At 35.8% G+C, this 18,701-nt stretch carries 10 protein-coding genes; 9 read left to right on the top strand and 1 reads right to left on the bottom strand.

The features are described 5' to 3' along the window. Positions 1-131: 131 nt before the first annotated feature. Positions 132-1,277 carry an agmatine/peptidylarginine deiminase gene (locus BOW57_RS16705; RefSeq protein WP_241687464.1) on the top strand — a complete coding sequence of 382 codons (1,146 nt, stop codon included), beginning with the start codon at positions 132-134 and terminating at the stop codon, positions 1,275-1,277. 446 nt (positions 1,278-1,723) lie between these two features. On the opposite strand, the gene BOW57_RS16700 is transcribed toward BOW57_RS16705, so the two are convergent. After that, positions 1,724-2,590: an AraC family transcriptional regulator gene (locus tag BOW57_RS16700; RefSeq protein ID WP_089053945.1), complete on the bottom strand. Its 867-nt coding sequence runs from the start codon at positions 2,588-2,590 to the stop codon at positions 1,724-1,726. A 164-nt stretch (positions 2,591-2,754) separates the two neighbouring features. Here BOW57_RS16700 and BOW57_RS16695 point away from each other — a divergent pair, with 164 nt between their 5' ends. The 8 genes from BOW57_RS16695 (at position 2,755) to BOW57_RS16660 (ending at position 18,561) form a co-directional block, all read left to right on the top strand. Further along, entirely contained in the window at positions 2,755-3,675 is a 921-nt protein-coding gene (locus BOW57_RS16695; RefSeq protein ID WP_129055888.1) for a dihydrodipicolinate synthase family protein, read from the top strand. A gap of 161 nt (positions 3,676-3,836) precedes the next feature. Then, positions 3,837-5,420, top strand: a complete 1,584-nt coding sequence (locus tag BOW57_RS16690; protein WP_129055886.1) for an aldehyde dehydrogenase (NADP(+)) — start codon at positions 3,837-3,839, stop codon at positions 5,418-5,420. 3 nt (positions 5,421-5,423) lie between these two features. Then, positions 5,424-6,434, top strand: coding sequence for a 4-hydroxyproline epimerase (locus tag BOW57_RS16685; RefSeq protein ID WP_129055884.1), 1,011 nt, complete (start codon positions 5,424-5,426; stop codon positions 6,432-6,434). Positions 6,435-6,707: 273 nt separating this feature from the next. Next, complete coding sequence (locus tag BOW57_RS16680) at positions 6,708-7,943, top strand: FAD-binding oxidoreductase (RefSeq protein ID WP_129055882.1); 1,236 nt, start codon at positions 6,708-6,710, stop codon at positions 7,941-7,943. A gap of 4 nt (positions 7,944-7,947) precedes the next feature. After that, positions 7,948-9,243 carry an aminopeptidase P family protein gene (locus BOW57_RS16675; protein WP_129055880.1) on the top strand — a complete coding sequence of 432 codons (1,296 nt, stop codon included), beginning with the start codon at positions 7,948-7,950 and terminating at the stop codon, positions 9,241-9,243. Positions 9,244-9,779: 536 nt separating this feature from the next. Continuing rightward, positions 9,780-12,974, top strand: a complete 3,195-nt coding sequence (locus BOW57_RS16670; RefSeq protein ID WP_129055878.1) for a SusC/RagA family TonB-linked outer membrane protein — start codon at positions 9,780-9,782, stop codon at positions 12,972-12,974. An 11-nt stretch (positions 12,975-12,985) separates the two neighbouring features. Next, positions 12,986-14,443 (top strand): SusD/RagB family nutrient-binding outer membrane lipoprotein, encoded by a 1,458-nt coding sequence (locus BOW57_RS16665; protein WP_129055876.1) that lies wholly within the window; start codon positions 12,986-12,988, stop codon positions 14,441-14,443. 269 nt (positions 14,444-14,712) lie between these two features. Next, positions 14,713-18,561, top strand: coding sequence for a M43 family zinc metalloprotease (locus BOW57_RS16660; RefSeq protein WP_129055874.1), 3,849 nt, complete (start codon positions 14,713-14,715; stop codon positions 18,559-18,561). The last annotated feature ends 140 nt before the right edge of the window (positions 18,562-18,701 follow it).

The raw sequence follows: 18,701 nt of genomic DNA, 5'->3' as shown, positions 1-18,701 counted from the left end.
TAAATAAACTTTCTGTACCCAAACTAGTTCATTTGGGAGAAAAAAAATTATCAGGGTTTTAAAAATTATTCTCTTTGTCGAGTAATTTTTAGAACCCTGAACGCATTTATTCAATAATTTAAAACATCAAAATGTACAACAAAGCAATTTTATCAATGACTTTTGCCATTTTAATTTCAGCTTGCGACAGCAATGAAATAGAAGGATCAACACAAAATCCTGATCCCACTTTACCAGTTACTAATGTTCTTTATACAATGCCAGAAGAATCTGCACCGCACGAAGGCACGTGGCTGCAATGGCCGCATCAGTATGAATATGGTGTAACATACAGAAACAGTTTAGATGCAACATGGGTGGCAATGACAAAAGCCCTTCAATCAACAGAAAAAGTTCATATTATAGCTTATGACGCTGCAGAACAATCAAGAATTGAAACTCTGCTGACAAATGCCGGCGTGCCATTAACTAACGTAAATTTTAAAATACACCAAACAAATGACGTTTGGGTGAGAGACAACGGACCTATTTTTGCAAAAGACCAATCTGGTCAATTAGTGCTTCAAGATTGGGGATTTAATGGCTGGGGAGAAAAATTTGGTTATAAAAAATGTGATAAAGTCCCATCATTTATCGCTGGTGAAATTGGTATAAAAGCGGTAAATGTACCAATGGTAAACGAAGGCGGATCTGTAGAATTAGACGGCAATGGTGTAATGATGGCTACAAAAAGTTCTATCCTGAGCCAAAAGAACAGATCAACTCGAAATGCTGGTATGACGCAGGCTCAAGCCGAAGCTAATTTTACAAAATATTACGGTGCAACAAAATTCATCTGGTTAGAAGGCGGATTCAGCAAAGAAGATGTAACAGATATGCATATTGACGGTATTGCTAAATTTGTTCCAGGTAATAAAATGGTAACCATGAATAATGATGATTTATTGAACTGGGGTTTAACACAAAACGACATAGACGTATTGTACAGTGCTTCTAACAAAAATAATCAAGCCTACACTAAAGTATTTCTGCCATTATCAAAAAATGATGTTGTGACTACAAATGGCACCAATCTAGGATACAAAGGCTGTTACATAAACTTTTATGTTGCCAACGGAAAAGTATTAGTTCCAAACTATAACGATCCAAACGATGCTGTTGCCAATAACATTATTGCCGGCTTATTTCCAGGAAGAACTGTTGTAGGTATTGATGTTCGAAATTTATACAAAAACGGAGGAATGATTCACTGTGTAACACAGCAGCAGCCTCAATAATAAAAACGCGCAAAACTCAAAAGCTCCCTAAACAACTATGTTTAAGGAGCTTTTTTCATTTATATGATCAATTGTTTTATTCCCGCATTGATGTGTTTTTAACACATAGAAACATAGATTTCTTTGTCATTAAAGGCCTTTCACTTGTTTTAAATACACAAAGCATGCCTATGTGCGATGTTATTAAGTTAAAGAATGATTTAAAAATGATTTAAGATTTTTGACTAACGATTTTTGATTTCAGAATTACAAAATGACATAGAATCAACGGTTTTATTATTAAGTAACATAGAAATCAGCAATCGTTAATCTTCAATCTAAAATCTCTTCACCTAATAATATTGCCTTATGCGAAAGAAATGTATTTCTTTACGCATCTTTTTCCAGCTATAAAACCTATGTTCCTATGTGTTTTAAACATTTTTTTTGAAAATTACAGCCAACGTTTATACCTTTTGTTTCCACTTCAATCTTTGAGATTTCCGATAAACTAAAGGAGAGACTCCTTTGATTTCTTTAAACTTTCTATTGAAATTCGAAATATTATTAAAGCCGCACAATTCTGAAACTTCCAGAACCGAAAGCTCATGCGATTTCGACAACAGCTTCCCTGCTCTTTCAATTCTTATTTCGATCAAAAACTGAAAAAAGGTTTTATTTGTCCGCACTTTAAAATATTTACAAAACGCATTTTTGGTCATATTCGATAAAGCAGCAATTTCGTCGAGCGTAATATTCTTTTGAAAATTAGTCATTACATATTCAAAAACCGTCTGCATTCTCTTGCCTTCATTGTCCGTGATTTTCTTATCATATATATAACTCGAAAGCGGCGTTTTTTTATCCTGCGAAAGCTTTTTTGTTATTTCTAAAAAAAGCATAAACCGATCAAATTCATTAACCGATTTAATCTTTTTAAAGGATTTAATAACTTTATTAGATGGATTATTAACCACAAAGCCATTTTTACAGCCTTCCCAAAACGGTTGAATCTCTTTTAATGCGGGCAATGAAAAGAAATCCTTCCCAAAAGAGTTGGCGGTAAAAAACAATGTTAACATCACAGATAACTCTTCTGTATTGGCATCACTTCTAAATACGTGAGGCAAATTACTGCCTATAACTACCACATCGCCTTTTTGATAGGGTGAAATAGTATCACCTACAAAAATGGTTCCTTCGCCATTTTCAATGTAGCTGATTTGTATTTCTTCGTGCTGATGCAATTTATCATAGAAAACAAACTCAATATCCTCTTGATAAATCAGCGAATCTTCTTTAGTTTTTGGAATTTTAAATGGAAATACTTTCATAATCAATTTAATTACATGTGATAAATATAAAAAAATGTACACATATTAAGTAATAATTTTAAAAATTAATACTAAACCGGATAATATAGTATCTTTTTATGATAACTTCCCTAAGCACATATTTACTACTTATAAATATTTTTGAAAAAATTAAAATCGTAATTATGAGTATTCAATGGAAAGGCGTTATGCCAGCAGTAACCACAAAATTTACTGCCGATGACAAATTAGACTTCAATATGTTTGGAGTAAATGTTAAAGCTCAACTCGAAGCAGGTGTTTCTGGAATAATTTTAGGAGGTACACTTGGCGAGGCAAGCACTTTATTACAAGATGAAAAAAAAGAATTAATTCAAGAAACAATCAATATCGTTAACGGGCAAGTTCCGGTAATTATGAATATAGCCGAGCAAACTACTCGTGCCGCGATTCTTGCTGCTAATGAAGCAGAAAAAAATGGAGCAAAAGGTTTAATGCTACTTCCTCCTATGCGTTATAATGCTGCAAGTCACGAAACCGTAACTTATTTCTCTGAAATTGCAAAAAGCACTTCACTTCCTATCATGATTTATAACAATCCTATAGATTATAAAATAGAAGTAACATTAGATATGTTTGAAGAAATTTTAAAATTCGACAACATTCAAGCCGTAAAAGAATCTACAAGAGACATCTCGAATGTAACTAGAATTATAAACCGTTTTAACGGAAGATTAAAAATCTTATCAGGAGTTGATACGCTGGCACTAGAAAGTATCTTCATGGGGTCTGACGGATGGGTTTCTGGTTTAGTGGATGCTTTCCCTGCAGAAACTGTAGCGATTTTCAAACTGGCAAAAGCAGGAAGAGCCGAAGAAGCTTTGGCTATTTACAGATGGTTTTTACCTCTTTTAGAATTAGATATTAATCCGCTTTTAGTACAAAATATAAAACTGGCTGAAGTTGCCACAGGTTTAGGAACAGAACATGTTCGTGCACCAAGATTACCGCTTCACGGAGCTGAAAGAGAAAGAGTGTTGGCTATTATCAACGAAAGCCTTCGCACAAGACCTACACTTCCAGATTACAAGTCTATAGTATTATAAGCTTGTATTAAACAGAAAATTAATCTTTTTTCTCAAAAAGTTTAATTTGGTTGATTTAGTTTGTTTGTTTTTGAGCTGGTTATTACATTAATAACCAGCACACAAAAACACTGTAATTTTTAACAAATCTGGATTTAACTTTAATCTTAACATATAAAAAAATGATTACAGGAAAAAATTATGTGGGAAGCCAGCTTTTGGCGAGCGGAACCAAAACATATAAAACCATAAACCCGCAGTGGAATATCGAAAATCCCTGGACATTTACAGAAGCTTCTCCTGAAGAAATCGAACAGGCGGTTGCTTTGGCTGATGATGCTTTTAAAATTTATAAAAATTATCCAGCGGCAAAAAAAGCTGCTTTTTTAAATTCAATTGCAGACGAAATTCTGGAATTGGGCGACGCTTTATTAGAAATATACTGCACCGAATCAGGTTTTTTAAAAGGCAGAGCAGAATCTGAAAGAGGACGTACTATTTTTCAATTACGTTCTTTTGCTAATATGCTTTTAGAAGGAAGCTGGCTTGAAGCGACTATAGATACTGCAATTCCAGATCGATCGCCGCTCCCGAAAGAAGATTTACGCAAAATGCTGGTTCCGTTAGGTCCAGTTGTTGTTTTTGGATCTAGTAATTTTCCTTTTGCATTTTCTACCGCAGGAGGTGATACAGCATCAGCTTTAGCTGCAGGATGTCCTGTAATTGTAAAAAGCCATTCGATGCATATTGCAACCGGCGAAATGGTTGCCTCTGCTGTTATAAAAGCGGCTAAAAAACACCAAATGCCCGAAGGTGTTTTTTCTAATTTAATTGGCAGCGGTACAACACTTGGTACAAGTTTAGTAAAACATCCGCTTGTAAAAGCTGTTGGATTTACAGGAAGTATAAACGGAGGACGCGCTTTATTTGATCTGGCTTCACAACGCCCAGAACCAATACCTGTTTTTGCCGAAATGGGAAGCATTAATCCTGTTGTTATTTTACCAGAAGCATTAGAAAAAAACAGTAAAAAATGGGCAGCCGTTTATGCTGGTTCAATCACACTGGGAACGGGACAATTTTGTACCAATCCAGGGTTGCTTTTAGGAATAAAAGGAGAAAATTTAGATCAGTTTTCAAAAGAATTAGCAGACGAAATCGAAAAAATAGCGCCTTCTTGTATGCTGCATCCGTCGATTAAAGCTGATTTTAATAAAGGCAGAGAAAAAATCAGATCTCAAAACGGAGTTACAACTGTTGCTGAATATAAGGAAGAAACTGCACCTAATTATGCACAGCAAACCGTATTGAGTGTAGACGGCAAAACATTCTTAAAAAATACAGTATTAAGTCATGAAGTTTTTGGTCCGTTTTCTATTATTGTTCAATGCGAAAATCTAGAAGAACTTACTGCAATTATTAATAAATTAGACGGACAGCTGACTGGAACTATAATTGCAGAATCTGCCGAAATTTCAAATTACGACACTGTTATAAGTGCTTTACAAAACAGAGTTGGTCGTTTAATTTTTAACGGAGTTCCAACTGGTGTTGAAGTATGTGCTTCAATGCTGCACGGAGGTCCTTACCCTGCATCGTCAGATTCTAGATTTACCGCTGTAGGAATTCATGCTGTAAAAAGATGGGTACGTCCTTTTAGCTATCAAAATTGGCCGGATGAATTACTTCCGGAAGCACTTCAAAATAAAAACCCATTAAATATCAATAGAACTGTTAATGACTTAATAACAAACAAACCTATTTAATTTATGCCAAGAAAAACTTTTTTTTGTGTCGATGCACACACCTGTGGTAATCCAGTGAGAGTGGTTGCCGGCGGCGGTCCAAATTTAATTGGCAACAATATGAGCGAAAAACGCCAGCACTTTTTAAAAGAATACGACTGGATTCGCAAAGGACTGATGTTTGAACCCCGAGGTCATGATATGATGAGCGGCAGTATACTTTATCCGCCAAGTAATCCTGATAATGATTTTGGTATTTTGTTTATCGAAACTTCCGGCTGCTTGCCTATGTGCGGCCACGGAACTATCGGAACAATTACAATTGCTGTTGAAGAAGGATTAGTTACTCCAAAAATTCCAGGTAAAATAAAAATGGAAGCGCCCGCTGGTTTAGTTCAAATTGAATATCAGCAAACAGGAAAAAAAGTAGATTGGGTACGTTTAACCAATGTAAAATCATATCTCGCTGCCGAAGGACTTACTATTGATTGTCCTGAACTTGGCGAAATAACTTTTGATGTTGCTTATGGCGGAAATTATTATGCCATTGTAGATCCGCAGACTAATTTTTCGGGAATACAAGATTTTACGGCAGCAAAAATTGTACAATACAGTCAGGAAGTTCGCAAACGCATCAACGAGAAATATCCTGACAAGTTTATTCACCCAGAAAACAGCACTATTAGAGATGTAAGTCATATGCTTTGGACAGGAGATCCGTTAGATTCTTCATCATCTGGACGAAATGCAGTTTTCTATGGAGACAAAGCAATCGATCGATCACCTTGCGGAACAGGAACCTCAGCCAGATTGGCGCAGCTTCATGCGAAAGGTAAACTGAAAAAAGGCGAAGATTTTATTCACGAAAGTTTTATTGGCAGTAAATTTATAGGAAGAGTTGAAGAAGAAACTTCTATTGGAGATATTAAAGCCATTGTACCAAGTATTCAAGGATGGGCAAAAGTATATGGTTACAACAATATAATTATTGATGAAGAAGATGATCCTTACGCATTTGGATTTCAAGTAATCTAATTTTTTCTGCCTATTAATACTATTATTTAACACATAGAAACATAGATGCTTAATCCCCAAAAAAGGCGTTTCACTTATTTTAAATACACAAAGTAAGCTTAGTGAGAGAAATGTATTTCTCTTTTATATTCTTTTATTATACAAAAAAAGCCTATGTTTCTATGCGTTGAAGAAAATTACAGCCAGCAGATCAATTTAATTTAATATCAAGTAAAATCATTGGTTTTAGCACATAATTACGCTTACCAATGCTTTTTAAAATGCATAATTTTAATGAAAAAAGTAAGTATTATTGGCGGCGGAATAATAGGACTGTGTTCTGCATACTATCTCGCTAAAGAAGGTTATGAAGTAGTTGTTTTTGACAAATCAGACATGACTGACGGCTGTTCGTATGGCAATGCCGGAATGATTGTTCCTTCGCACATTATTCCATTGGCACAGCCCGGAATGATCGCACAGGGAATAAAATGGATGTTTGACAGCCAAAGTCCGTTTTATGTAAAACCAAGATTGAGCAGTGATCTAGCAAAATGGGGACTTCAATTTTATAAACATGCCAATAAACAGCATGTCGAAAAAGCAATGCCGGCACTTTGCAATTTATCACTATTCAGCAAAGAATTGTACGAGGATTTTACTAAAGAAAATGATTCCTTTTTTTACGAGAAAAAAGGTCTTTTAATGCTTTATAAAACAGAAAGAACAGGCGAGGAAATTATCCATGAAGGAGAACTGGCCGCTTCCTTTGGATTAGAAGTCGATTTTTTATCAAAAGATGAAGTAACAAAACTTGAGAAAGGAACTCGAACAGACGTAATTGGCGGGGTGCATTATAAAAGTGACGCACATCTTTATCCGCAAAAATTCATGCGGTTTCTAAAAGGTGAATTAGACAAATTAAATGTAAAAATTTACAATAGAACTTTGGTCGAAGATTTCGTTATAAAAAACAATTCTGTTACAGAAATAATTACTGATATAGGACCTTTTAAAACAGATGAAGTCGTTTTAGCAACAGGATCATGGAGTCCAGAAATTGCAAAAAAACTACATCGCTCTATTTCAATTTTACCCGGAAAAGGATATAGTTTTACTTTACAAGATACCAAACAAAAACCATCAATTCCTGCCATTTTATGCGAAGGAAAAGTAGCTGTTACACCTATGAACAACGATATTCGTTTTGGCGGTACTATGGAAATAACCCATACAAATGACACTCAAATAAACAAAAACAGAGTGCAGGGAATTGTCAACAGCATCAATGATTTTTACCCTGATTTAAAAATCGAAATGCCGGAAGAAAAAGAAACTTGGTTTGGTTTTAGACCTTGCACGCCATCAGGAATGCCGATAATTACTCGAGACAAAAAAATAAAAAACTTAACTTTGGCAACAGGACACGCGATGATGGGATTAAGTTTAGCACCGGCAACAGGAAAGCTGGTTTCGGAGATTATTTCGGAAAAAACCACATCTGTCAATACAGAAATGTTTCAATTGTAATTTTATGAGATACGAATCGATATCACCTTCTTTATTCATCGAAAACAGAAAACGTTTTTCTGAAAAAATGAACCCAAACACCATTACGGTTTTGGTTTCTAATGATGTAATGCCTAACAATGCAGATGACGTAATGGGATTTGCACAAAACAATGATTTATTTTACCTGTCGGGAATTGATCAGGACGAAACTATTTTGGTTATTTGTCCAGATGCGCACAAAGAAGAAAATCGAACTATTTTATTTATAAAAGAGGTAAACGAGCACACAAAACTTTGGGATGGCGATTTTTTGACCAAAGAAGAAGCCGCAGCAATTTCGGGTATAAAAAACATAAAATGGGTTCATGAATTCGAAAAGACTTTACAACTTTTTGCTTTTGAAGCCGATGCTTTTTATTTAGGTCATAATGAACACATCAAAAGAGTAACCGCCGAAATGACGACTCGTCAGGATCGAATGATTCAGTGGTGCAAAGAAAAATATCCATTACATCAATACTACAGAGCGGCCAAAATTACACGTGAATTACGCCCTATAAAATCAAATGAAGAAGTTGCTCTTATAGAAAAAGCTTCTGAAATCAGCGTGAAAGGTTTTGAACGTCTTTTAAAAGCAGTTAAACCAAACATTAAAGAGTTTGAACTAGAGGCAGAACTGATTTACGAAGTAATTAAAAATGGTGCTTCTCGTCATGCTTTTCGACCTATTATTGCTTCTGGAAAAAATGCCTGCGCTTTGCATTACAATACTAATGATGCCGTTTGCAAAGAAAATGATATGATTTTGGTAGATTTTGGTGTTTGTTATGCCAACTACAATTCAGATACTACGCGATGTGTTCCCGTAAATGGTGTTTTTTCACCTCGCCAGCGCGAAGTATATTCCTCTGTTTTGCATTGTTTAAAAGAAGGTTCAAAACTGCTAAAGCCCGGTATTCGTCATAGCGATTACGAAAAACAAATGGCAGCTTTAATAGAACAAGAGCTGATTAAACTAAAACTAATTACTGCTGACGATATTGCCAATCAAAATCCTGATTATCCTGCTTATAAGAAATATTTCATGCACGGAACGGCTCATCATTTAGGTCTTGATGTTCATGATGTTGGATTGTATTCCCGCGTTTTAGAAAAAGGAATGGTGTTTACCTGCGAACCCGGAATTTATATTAGAGAAGAAGGAATCGGCTGTCGATTAGAAAATGATTACCTGCTTACAGAAGATGGAAACATAAATCTTTCGGAAGCATTGCCTATCGAAATCGCAGATATAGAAAATTTGATGCAGCGCAAATAGCTTATTTTTAAGTCCCAGAGGTCAATATCATTAAGTTAAGGAACAAAATCGCAAAGCTTTATCATTTCGACGAATGAGAAATCTTCGCGAGTAACTCCGCAACGTAAGGCCAATCTTTGTAGAGTTTCTTACGGAGATTTCTCCTTCGTCGAAATGACAATATTGTGCCTAAAATTTAATCCTTTGCGAAATTAATTTTATTTTCTAAAAGCCTAACTTAATCACATGTCCCGTTGGGCTTTAAATTTATCATCATAAAAAAACAGTTACAAGAGCAATTTTGTAACTGTTTTTTTTATTCTGAAAATGAAGTTTTTATACTTTTTTAATATCTAGATTATCTTGACCAAATGTCTTCAAGTTTTAAAACATATAAAACAACAACATCTTTAAGCAAATAAATACTTACAAGCGCAAAATACCAAAATAAACAATACTCAAAACACGATAATATAATCTGATTTTATGATAATATATTGGCATAAAAAAAACCATAAATGCAAAATATTTGCACTTACTAATCATAAAATCATAATATGAGAATTAACCTTTATTTTAGAAAGATTGCGATACTCTTTTTTGTATTTGCAACGCAGCTAATCTTTGCCCAGGAAAGAATAGTGACAGGAGTTGTTACCGATGACGCAGGACTGCCTTTACCAGGCGTAAGTGTATCCATCAAAGGAACCAAAACAGGAACACAAACAGACTTTGACGGCGCTTTTTCCATCAGCGCATCTGCAAACCAAGTTTTAACATTTAGCTATATAGGACTGAAATCTCAGGAAGTTCCAGCATCTACAAATAAGATAAATCTTAAAATGTCTGGAGGTTCAACAGCGCTTCAAGAAATTGTAGTGACAGCCTTAGGTGTTAAAAGAGAGAAAAAATCTCTTGGTTATGCTACACAAGAAGTAAAAGGCGAAGATTTGACAAGAGTTAACAGTGGAAACGTTGCCAACTCTATTTCGGGAAAAGTGGCTGGTGTTGACATTAGAAGAAACAACAACATTGGCGGATCAACAAATGTTATTATTCGTGGATCGTCTTCTCTTACAGGAAACAACCAAGCTTTATGGGTTGTAGACGGAATTCCTTTAAATAACGACAACACAAATTCAATCGAACAAAAAATTGGTGGAAATACTGGTGGATACGATTACGGAAATGCGGCATCAGATATAAACCCTGACGACATTGAATCTATGAACGTTTTAAAAGGTGCTGCGGCTTCTGCTTTGTATGGTTCTAGAGCTGCAAATGGTGTTATCCTCGTTACATTAAAAAAAGGAAGCAAATCTAAAGGCGGACTAGGAATTACTTTTACAAGTGGAGTAAATGTTGGATCTGTAGACAAAAAAACATTACCGGAATACCAAAATCAATACGGCAGCGGATATGGTGATTTTTACGGAACTGTAGATTTAGGCAGTGGTACACACCCTTATGCAGCAACAGATGATGCATCTTGGGGACCAAAATACGATCCAAATTTATTGGTTTACAACTGGAACTCTTTTTACCCAGAATTGCCTACGTACGGTATTGCAAAGCCTTGGACACCTGTAAAAAAGAATCCAAACAGTTTTTACCAAAAGAGTCTTACCTATACGAACAACATCGCTGTTTCGGCATCAAATGAAAATGGAGATTTTAGATTTGGATATACAAACTATAACCAAACACAAGGAATTCTTCCAAACAGCAGTAACAAAAAAGACAACTTTAACTTTTCGTCAACTTACAAACTTAGTTCAAGAACAAAAATTTCTGCTTCGGCAAATTACTTGAAAGCATACGCTAAGGGAATGAACGAAACGGGTTACGGAGACGGTGGAAACAACTACCTGAGCAGTGTAAGACAATGGTACAATATGAGTGCTGATTTTCAGGATTTAGAAGATGCTTACAATTTAACAAAAAGAAACACTACTTGGAGTGTTGGCGGACCAACGGACTTAAGTGTTCAGTTTCATGACAACCCATACTTTCAGCGTTACAACAATTACAACTCTTTAAACAGAGATCGTTTCTTTGGTAATTTTGCATTAAGCACAGATGTAGCAAGCTGGTTAAACATTGTAGGTAAAGGATCTGTTGATTACTACACTCAATTGCAAGAAGAGCGCATTGCGGTTGGTTCTAAAAGAACAGCAAATATGTTAGGACAGTATTCTAGATATGACAAAACATTCCGTGAAATCAATTTAGATTTAATCTTAAACTTTAAAACTGATATTACAGAAACAATTAAATTTTACGGATTATTAGGAGGAAATACAAGACGTTCAGTAAATAGTAATACTTATGCCAGAACCAATGGAGGCTTAATTGTTCCTGGTAAATACATGTTAAGCAACACGATTGCTCCTATTAACTATCCTGACGAGTTTTACGAAACAATAGGTACAAATAGTGTTTATGCAAATGCCACTTTCAATTTTGATGAAACTTTTTTTGTTGAGGGTTCATACAGAGTAGATCAATCTTCTACACTTCCTAAGAAAAACAATACTTATACTTATCCATCTATTACTGGAACTTACATTTTCAGCAAACATCTTAATGCAGACTGGTTATCTTTTGGAAAACTTCGCTTAAACTATGCAGAAACTGGTAACGACGCTGAGTTTGCCGTTATTCAATCAACGTTTGCAAAAAACAGCAATTTTGGTCCTGATGGAATTCGTTTTTCAAATGAAAACAACAAAAGTAATTCTAACTTAAAAAGTGAGCTTACAAAAGGTGTTGAGGCTGGTGTTGAGCTTAAATTCTTAAAAAACAGAATTGGTTTAGATTTTTCATACTACAAAACCAATACTACAAACCAAATTTTATCTATCGAAGTACCGGTGCAAACGGGTTACAGCAGACAATGGATTAATGGTGGTAATGTTGAAAACAAAGGTTATGAACTTTCGTTGAATGTGATTCCGTTTCAAACCAAAAACTTTTCATGGGAAGCAAGAATCAACTGGGCATCTAACAGAAACAAAGTTATTGATCTAAATGGTGCCGAGAGACTTTCGATAAGTTCGTTTCAAGGTGTAGGATACATTGCTGAGGTTGGAAAACCAATTGGTCAATTTATTGGAAGAGGATTTAAATACTTAGATGGTGAAAGAGTTGTAAAAGCAAACGGCCTATATGAAGTAGTAGCCGGAGCAACAATTGGTGACGTAAATCCTGACTGGACTGGTGGTATCAACAACGTTTTCCGTTACAAAGATTTCGCATTCAACTTTTTAATAGACATGAAAAAAGGCGGAAGCGTATGGTCGCTGGATCAACAATATGGGCACACTACAGGTATTTACCAAAGTACCGTTGGAAACAATCACTTAGGAAACCCTATAAGAAATGCAATTGCTGATGGCGGTGGAATTATTCTTCCAGGAGTAAAAGCAGATGGCACACCTAACACAACAGTTGTTCCTGCAGATTATAACACTTACAACTCTATGCCGCAGGAAGCTTATGTTTACGACGCTTCTTATGTAAAATTACGCGAAGTAGGTTTAAGTTATAAATTCCCTTCAAAATACCTGACACATACTTTCATCAACAGTCTTGTTTTTGCAGTAAATGGAAGCAATTTATGGATTATCCACAAAAATCTTCCATATGCTGATCCAGAAGCTGGAACATCATCTGGAAATATGCAAGGTTTCCAAACTGGAGTATTACCAACAACAAAAGAGTACAACTTTAATATCAAAGTTCAATTCTAAAAACAAACAAAATGAAAAAAATAACAACCATACTCCTTGCAGGAATATTGCTAAGTTCTGCCGTTTCTTGTGAAGATATCGATAGATTAAACGAGAATACAAAAGCATACACCTCAGCCTTACCAGGAAGTTTAATGACAAGTTCTCAAGTAAATTATTCTTATTTCTTGACTAATGCTTCTGTTAATGATAATAATTTTAGAGGATATGCCCAGCATTGGACTACATCGACTTATACAGACGAAGTAAATTACAATCAAGCCAAAAGAAACCTAGGCAACTCGCATTCTGTAATACTTTATAGAGATGTACTGCAGGATTTCGTAATTGCAAAAAAGAAAATAACCGAAGAGCAAGCTTTAGGTCCTGTTGAGGCAGCAGTTAAAAAAAATAGAATTGCTATTTTGGAAGTTCAAATTATAATGGCTTATCAAACACTAGTTGATCTTTTTGGAAACATTGTATATTCAGAAGCTTTAGATATAGAAAAATATCCAAATCCAAAATACGACGATGCAAAAACGGTTTATTTAGATTTAGCTGCTCGTTTAGATGCTGCTATTGCAGATATGGATAGCAGTTATGACAGTTTCGGATCAGCTGATCTTATTTACAAAGGAAAAGTGTCACAATGGAAAAAACTAGCCAATAGTGTTAAACTAAAACTAGGAATGCACTTAGCCGATGTTGATGCCGCCAAAGCTAAAGCAATGGTAGAAGCTGCATACAGCTCGGGCGTAATTGGAAATAATGCCGAAAATGCTTTATTTCAATATTACAAAACTATCGTTGACCAAAATCCATTATACAACAGTTTGGTAAACGAAAGCCAAATCATGCCGACAGAATTTTTTGTAAACGAATTAAACGGAAAATCTGATCCTAGAAGAGACATCTTTTTTAATCCAGCTTCAAAAATTGCCGGAGCCTATAAAGGCGCGCCTTATGCACAACAAGTTAGTTACAAAAACTTTTCGAATGTAGGTGTACGAATAAAAGAAAGAACAAATCCGGGAGTAATCTTTGATTATACTGAAACTTGTTTTTTACTTGCAGATGCTGCCAGCAGAGGTTTTAGTGTAGGCGCGACAGCTGCAGAATATTACGAGAAAGGAATTCGTTCAAGTATGGATTACTGGGGAGTTTCAACTGCTGATACCAATACTTACCTAGCCAGAACAGATGTTGCTTATGCTACAGCTTTTGGAACTGATAAACAAAAAATAGCGTATCAGCTTTGGATTGCATACTACAACCGCGGATTTGAAGCTTGGACGGAATACAGAAGATTAGACTTCCCTATTTTAGTTGCACCAATAACAGCAGTTACTGAAGCAGAAGGAAAAGTACCAGTAAGAAACATTTATTCTTTATTTGACGCTACTTTAAATACGGCTAACTACAATGCAGCCGCAACAGCAATTGGCGGTGATAAAATGACAACAAAATTATTCTGGGATAAGTTTTAATTTGAATTAGTAAGCAATTTAATATCTCATTGAATTGAAGCAGGCGCCTTAAAAACGCCTGCTTTTTCTTTGGAATAAACTGAAACATTTGGTTTCCTGCATAAACATTAAAAGAAAACAATAGCACACGTAATTAACTGAATAAAAACACATAACACATTTTTAAAGTTAATTTTAAGATAATTTCATATCATAACCGAATAAAATAGTATAAGTATGTCTTTTCATATAAAAATATCTTTGGTTCAACTAAACAAATACCTACATTTATGAAAACAAAATTATTTTTATTCGCGTCATTACTTATGATGCTTAAAATGAGCGCTCAAGGTCTTCCCTGTCGGACGAGCGAGGAGAACGAAAAAATCTACAAATCAAATCCTCATGCACTAAAAGAAAAACAAGACTTTGATGCTTTTAGTAAAAACTTTAGTGCGGCCAGAAAATCAAAAACTGGTAAAATGGCCGAAACCTCTTATGTCATCCCTGTAGTATTTCACATTTACGGCGATGTTCAAAGCGGAAAAACAGTTACTTATCAAAAAATAGTAAACCATTTACAACATCTTAATGATGATTTTAACGGCCGTAATGCCGACTATCAAACGGTTGATCCTTTTTTTCAAGCCAGAAGAGGCACTTTGAAAATCGAATTTAAACTTGCTAAAATCGATCCAAACGGCGGCTGTACTTCGGGAGTTGTATTTCATCCTGCTAAAAATGGTTTTGGTAACGGCGGCGGTTACGACGATCAAATCGCAGCTGATGCTTGGGACAATACAAAATACATGAACGTTTACATTCAAAACGATTTATACGCAGATGGAGCTTTAAATAATTCAGGCGTTGCGTGGTATCCTGATTCTGGAATGACTGCGAGTAATACGGCGAGAGTTGTTTTTAATGGAGCTTATCTTTATGACAACTCCTACAGCACAGAATTTTCGGCTACACTTACTCATGAATTCGGGCATTTCTTGAACCTAATTCATACTTTTGAAGGAGGCTGTACAGGTACTGATGAGGTAGACGATACTCCTCTTGAAGACGGAAAACATACTTTAGCTTGTACTCAAGGTACAAACTGCAACGGAGACCGAGTTAACAATGAAAACTACATGGGCTACAACGGTGCTCAAGGCTGTTACAAAATGTACACTCAAGGACAAATTGACCGTATGGTTGCTGCCTTAGAACATCCAGCAAGAAAATCACTTTGGCAAGCAGCCAATCTTATTGCAACCGGAGTAAACTCGACCGGAGGTTTATTAACGGTAAACACGAGTTCGTTTAAAGAAGCTGTCTCTAATAATGGTTCTTTTGATACCGCATCAATTGTAACGCTTTCAGGAAAAACATTTGCTCTTTCATCGGGAACAATGACTTCTGGAACTCATTTTTCTCACACTTTTCCAGCAGGAATTACACCTGTAATCACTGTTAATTCAAACTCACAATTAACGGTAACTTTAACGGGAAATGCTGCAAATCATCAAACTGTCAACAATGCAAAAGGGGCGATTACATTTTTACCTGCGGCTTTCACAGGCGGAACTGCAGATTTAACTTGTACCAGCTTAAATTACGACTTTAAGTTTGTAGATCCATATGGTATTTTCTTTGTCGATATGCCAGACGCAACAGCATCTGCAGCTCAAACTTGGAAAGCGTTTAAAATAAACAAAGGCGATGATCCCGCTTTTGGCTCATGGAGATATACTGCAAATGCTTTAAAAATTGAAACTTACGCCAAAAAATTAGTGTGCGAAGCTGGAACGAGAAACATTACACTCCTTCCTGCTAATTCTCCTATAAGCGCTTCAAGTAATTTTACAGCTCCGGGTGCCTATCCTAATCAATTAGATTTACGCACAGCATCGTATACCAATTGGGACGGAAAAACTGGATATGTTGGTTTCGACTATCTTATTGATGGTTTAACTTGTTATGGCTGGTTTAAAGTTACGGTTGACGCAAATGGCGATGGTTTCAGCATTACTGAATATGCTTATAATACACAGCCGGGAGCTACGATTTATACTGGAATGACTCCAAAAACAGCTGTTGTTCTTTCTACTGATACTTTATATGAAGCAGATGCTAATGATGGAGGTGTTACCACAAATGCCGTAATTTCATTGTCTACAAATAATGGAACTTTTACAAAAAGCTCTGGTACTTTTACTGCAAATACGGACTACACTATTACTGGCGTGCCAGCAGGTTTAACAGCGGTTTTAACCTTGCAGAGTAACTCAAAAGCGGCTCTTACTTTTACAGGAAAAGCAAGTTCACATTTACCAGCTAATGATGCTGCAGTAATTGTAACGTTTAAAGATGCTGCAATTACAGGTGGAATTGCAACACTTGACAATGCTGCAAAAACAATAAATTTAAAATTCGAATCTCCTTATGGAATCTATTATGTGAACAATCCAGATTATGTTGCTTCACCAGCAGCAGTATGGCAATATTTTGATTTAGGAATTGGAGACAATACGGAGTATGGCGCGTGGCAATATGCTGCTAATGCTTTAAAAATTGAAACGTATGGCAAACGACTTGTTACTGAAACTGGAACACGAAACATAACTAAAATTGCTGCAGGAACATCAATAGGCGCAACAAGTAACTTTACGGCTCCAGGCGCATATCCTAATCAATTAGATTTACGTACCGCATCTTACACTGCTTGGGACAATCAAACGGCTTATGTAGGTTTTGAATACAGCAGAAGAGGCAGAACTTGCTACGGGTGGTTTAAGGTAAAAGTAACTGCAAACGGAGATGGTTATACGATTTCAGAATTTGCTTATAATACACAGCCTAATCAAGCTATTATTGCTGGAGCAACAGGCGGAATAACTGTTGCGGCTCCAACAAATTTAGTTGCAGCAGCAAATTCAACCAGCCTTCAAGCTGTTTTAACTTGGGCGGATAATGCCACTAACGAGACAGGATATACTGTAGAAAGAGCTTCTGCGGATGGTGTTTACAGCAGTATTGCAACCTTAGGAGCAAATGTGGTTACGTACACTAACACTGGATTAACTGCTGGAAACACGTATACATACAGAGTTAAGGCGAATGCTAATACTGTTTCTTCAGATTATTCGAATGTAGCAACTGCTGTTATTGAAGCTGCATCTGCTTATTGCACAGCACAAGGAAGCAACTCATACGAATATATCAAAGATGTTACAATTGGAAGTTTCACTACTACATCTGGTGCAGATGCTTCGGGTTACGGAAATTATACTTCTAAAAATATAACATTAACACCTAATACTAGTGTTGCCGTAAGTTTAACTCCAGGTTTTTCAGGTTCTAACTATTCAGAATCTTGGGGAATTTGGATTGATTACAACAAGAACAACACTTTTGAACCTTCTGAAAAAGTAATCAACGGACTTTCGTCAACAGGTACAGTTACTGGTAATTTTACAGTTGCAGATGGAACTGGAACAACGAGAATGCGTATTGTAATGAAATACAACGGAAATCCTGCAACACCATGCGATAATATTGGCGATGGAGAAGTTGAAGATTACACGGTAACTTTTGGAGCTTCAAACCCTAATCCGGTTACTTTAAATACTCCAACAAATATTGGAAATTCAGGAGTTTATTCATCTGGATTCTATGCTTCTTGGACAGAAGTTGCGACTGCAACCAGCTATGAAGTACAGTTATACAAAGCTGCAACTGGATGGACAACTACAGGAACATCAACTACATACTATTTATGGATTCCGAAACAAGGAACTGAAACAGCTTACCGATTCAGAGTAAGAGCCGCAAATGCATCAGGAACGAGCGCTTGGAGTAATTACCTTGACATCAATCTGCCACTTTCTGGAGCTGAAGGAAATAATCTTTTAATGGGTAAAAAATCATTCTCAATGTTCCCGAATCCAGCAACTGATGTTGTAAATTTCAATTTTGAAAATATAAATATTGCAACTGCTGTAATTACGATTTACAATAATGTTGGTGCTGTAATAGATACTGTTCGCAATACATCGAGTTACACTTTAAAAAATCTACCAACTGGCATTTACCACGTAGTACTTACTGATGGTAATTTCACTCAGAGAAAAAAACTAATCGTTAAGTAATCCTAAAAAATAATTACAATAAAATTCTAAAAAACAAAACCGCTGAAAGAATCTCTTTCAGCGGTTTTTCATTTTATACCATTAATCATAAAGACTTCATGCAAAACAATATAATTTAAACACTAATTTTCACGAATTAA

This window comes from Flavobacterium sp. YO64, from assembly GCF_004119505.1.
GTDB lineage: Bacteria > Bacteroidota > Bacteroidia > Flavobacteriales > Flavobacteriaceae > Flavobacterium > Flavobacterium oncorhynchi.
This window is presented reverse-complemented; position numbering and strand designations above follow the sequence as displayed.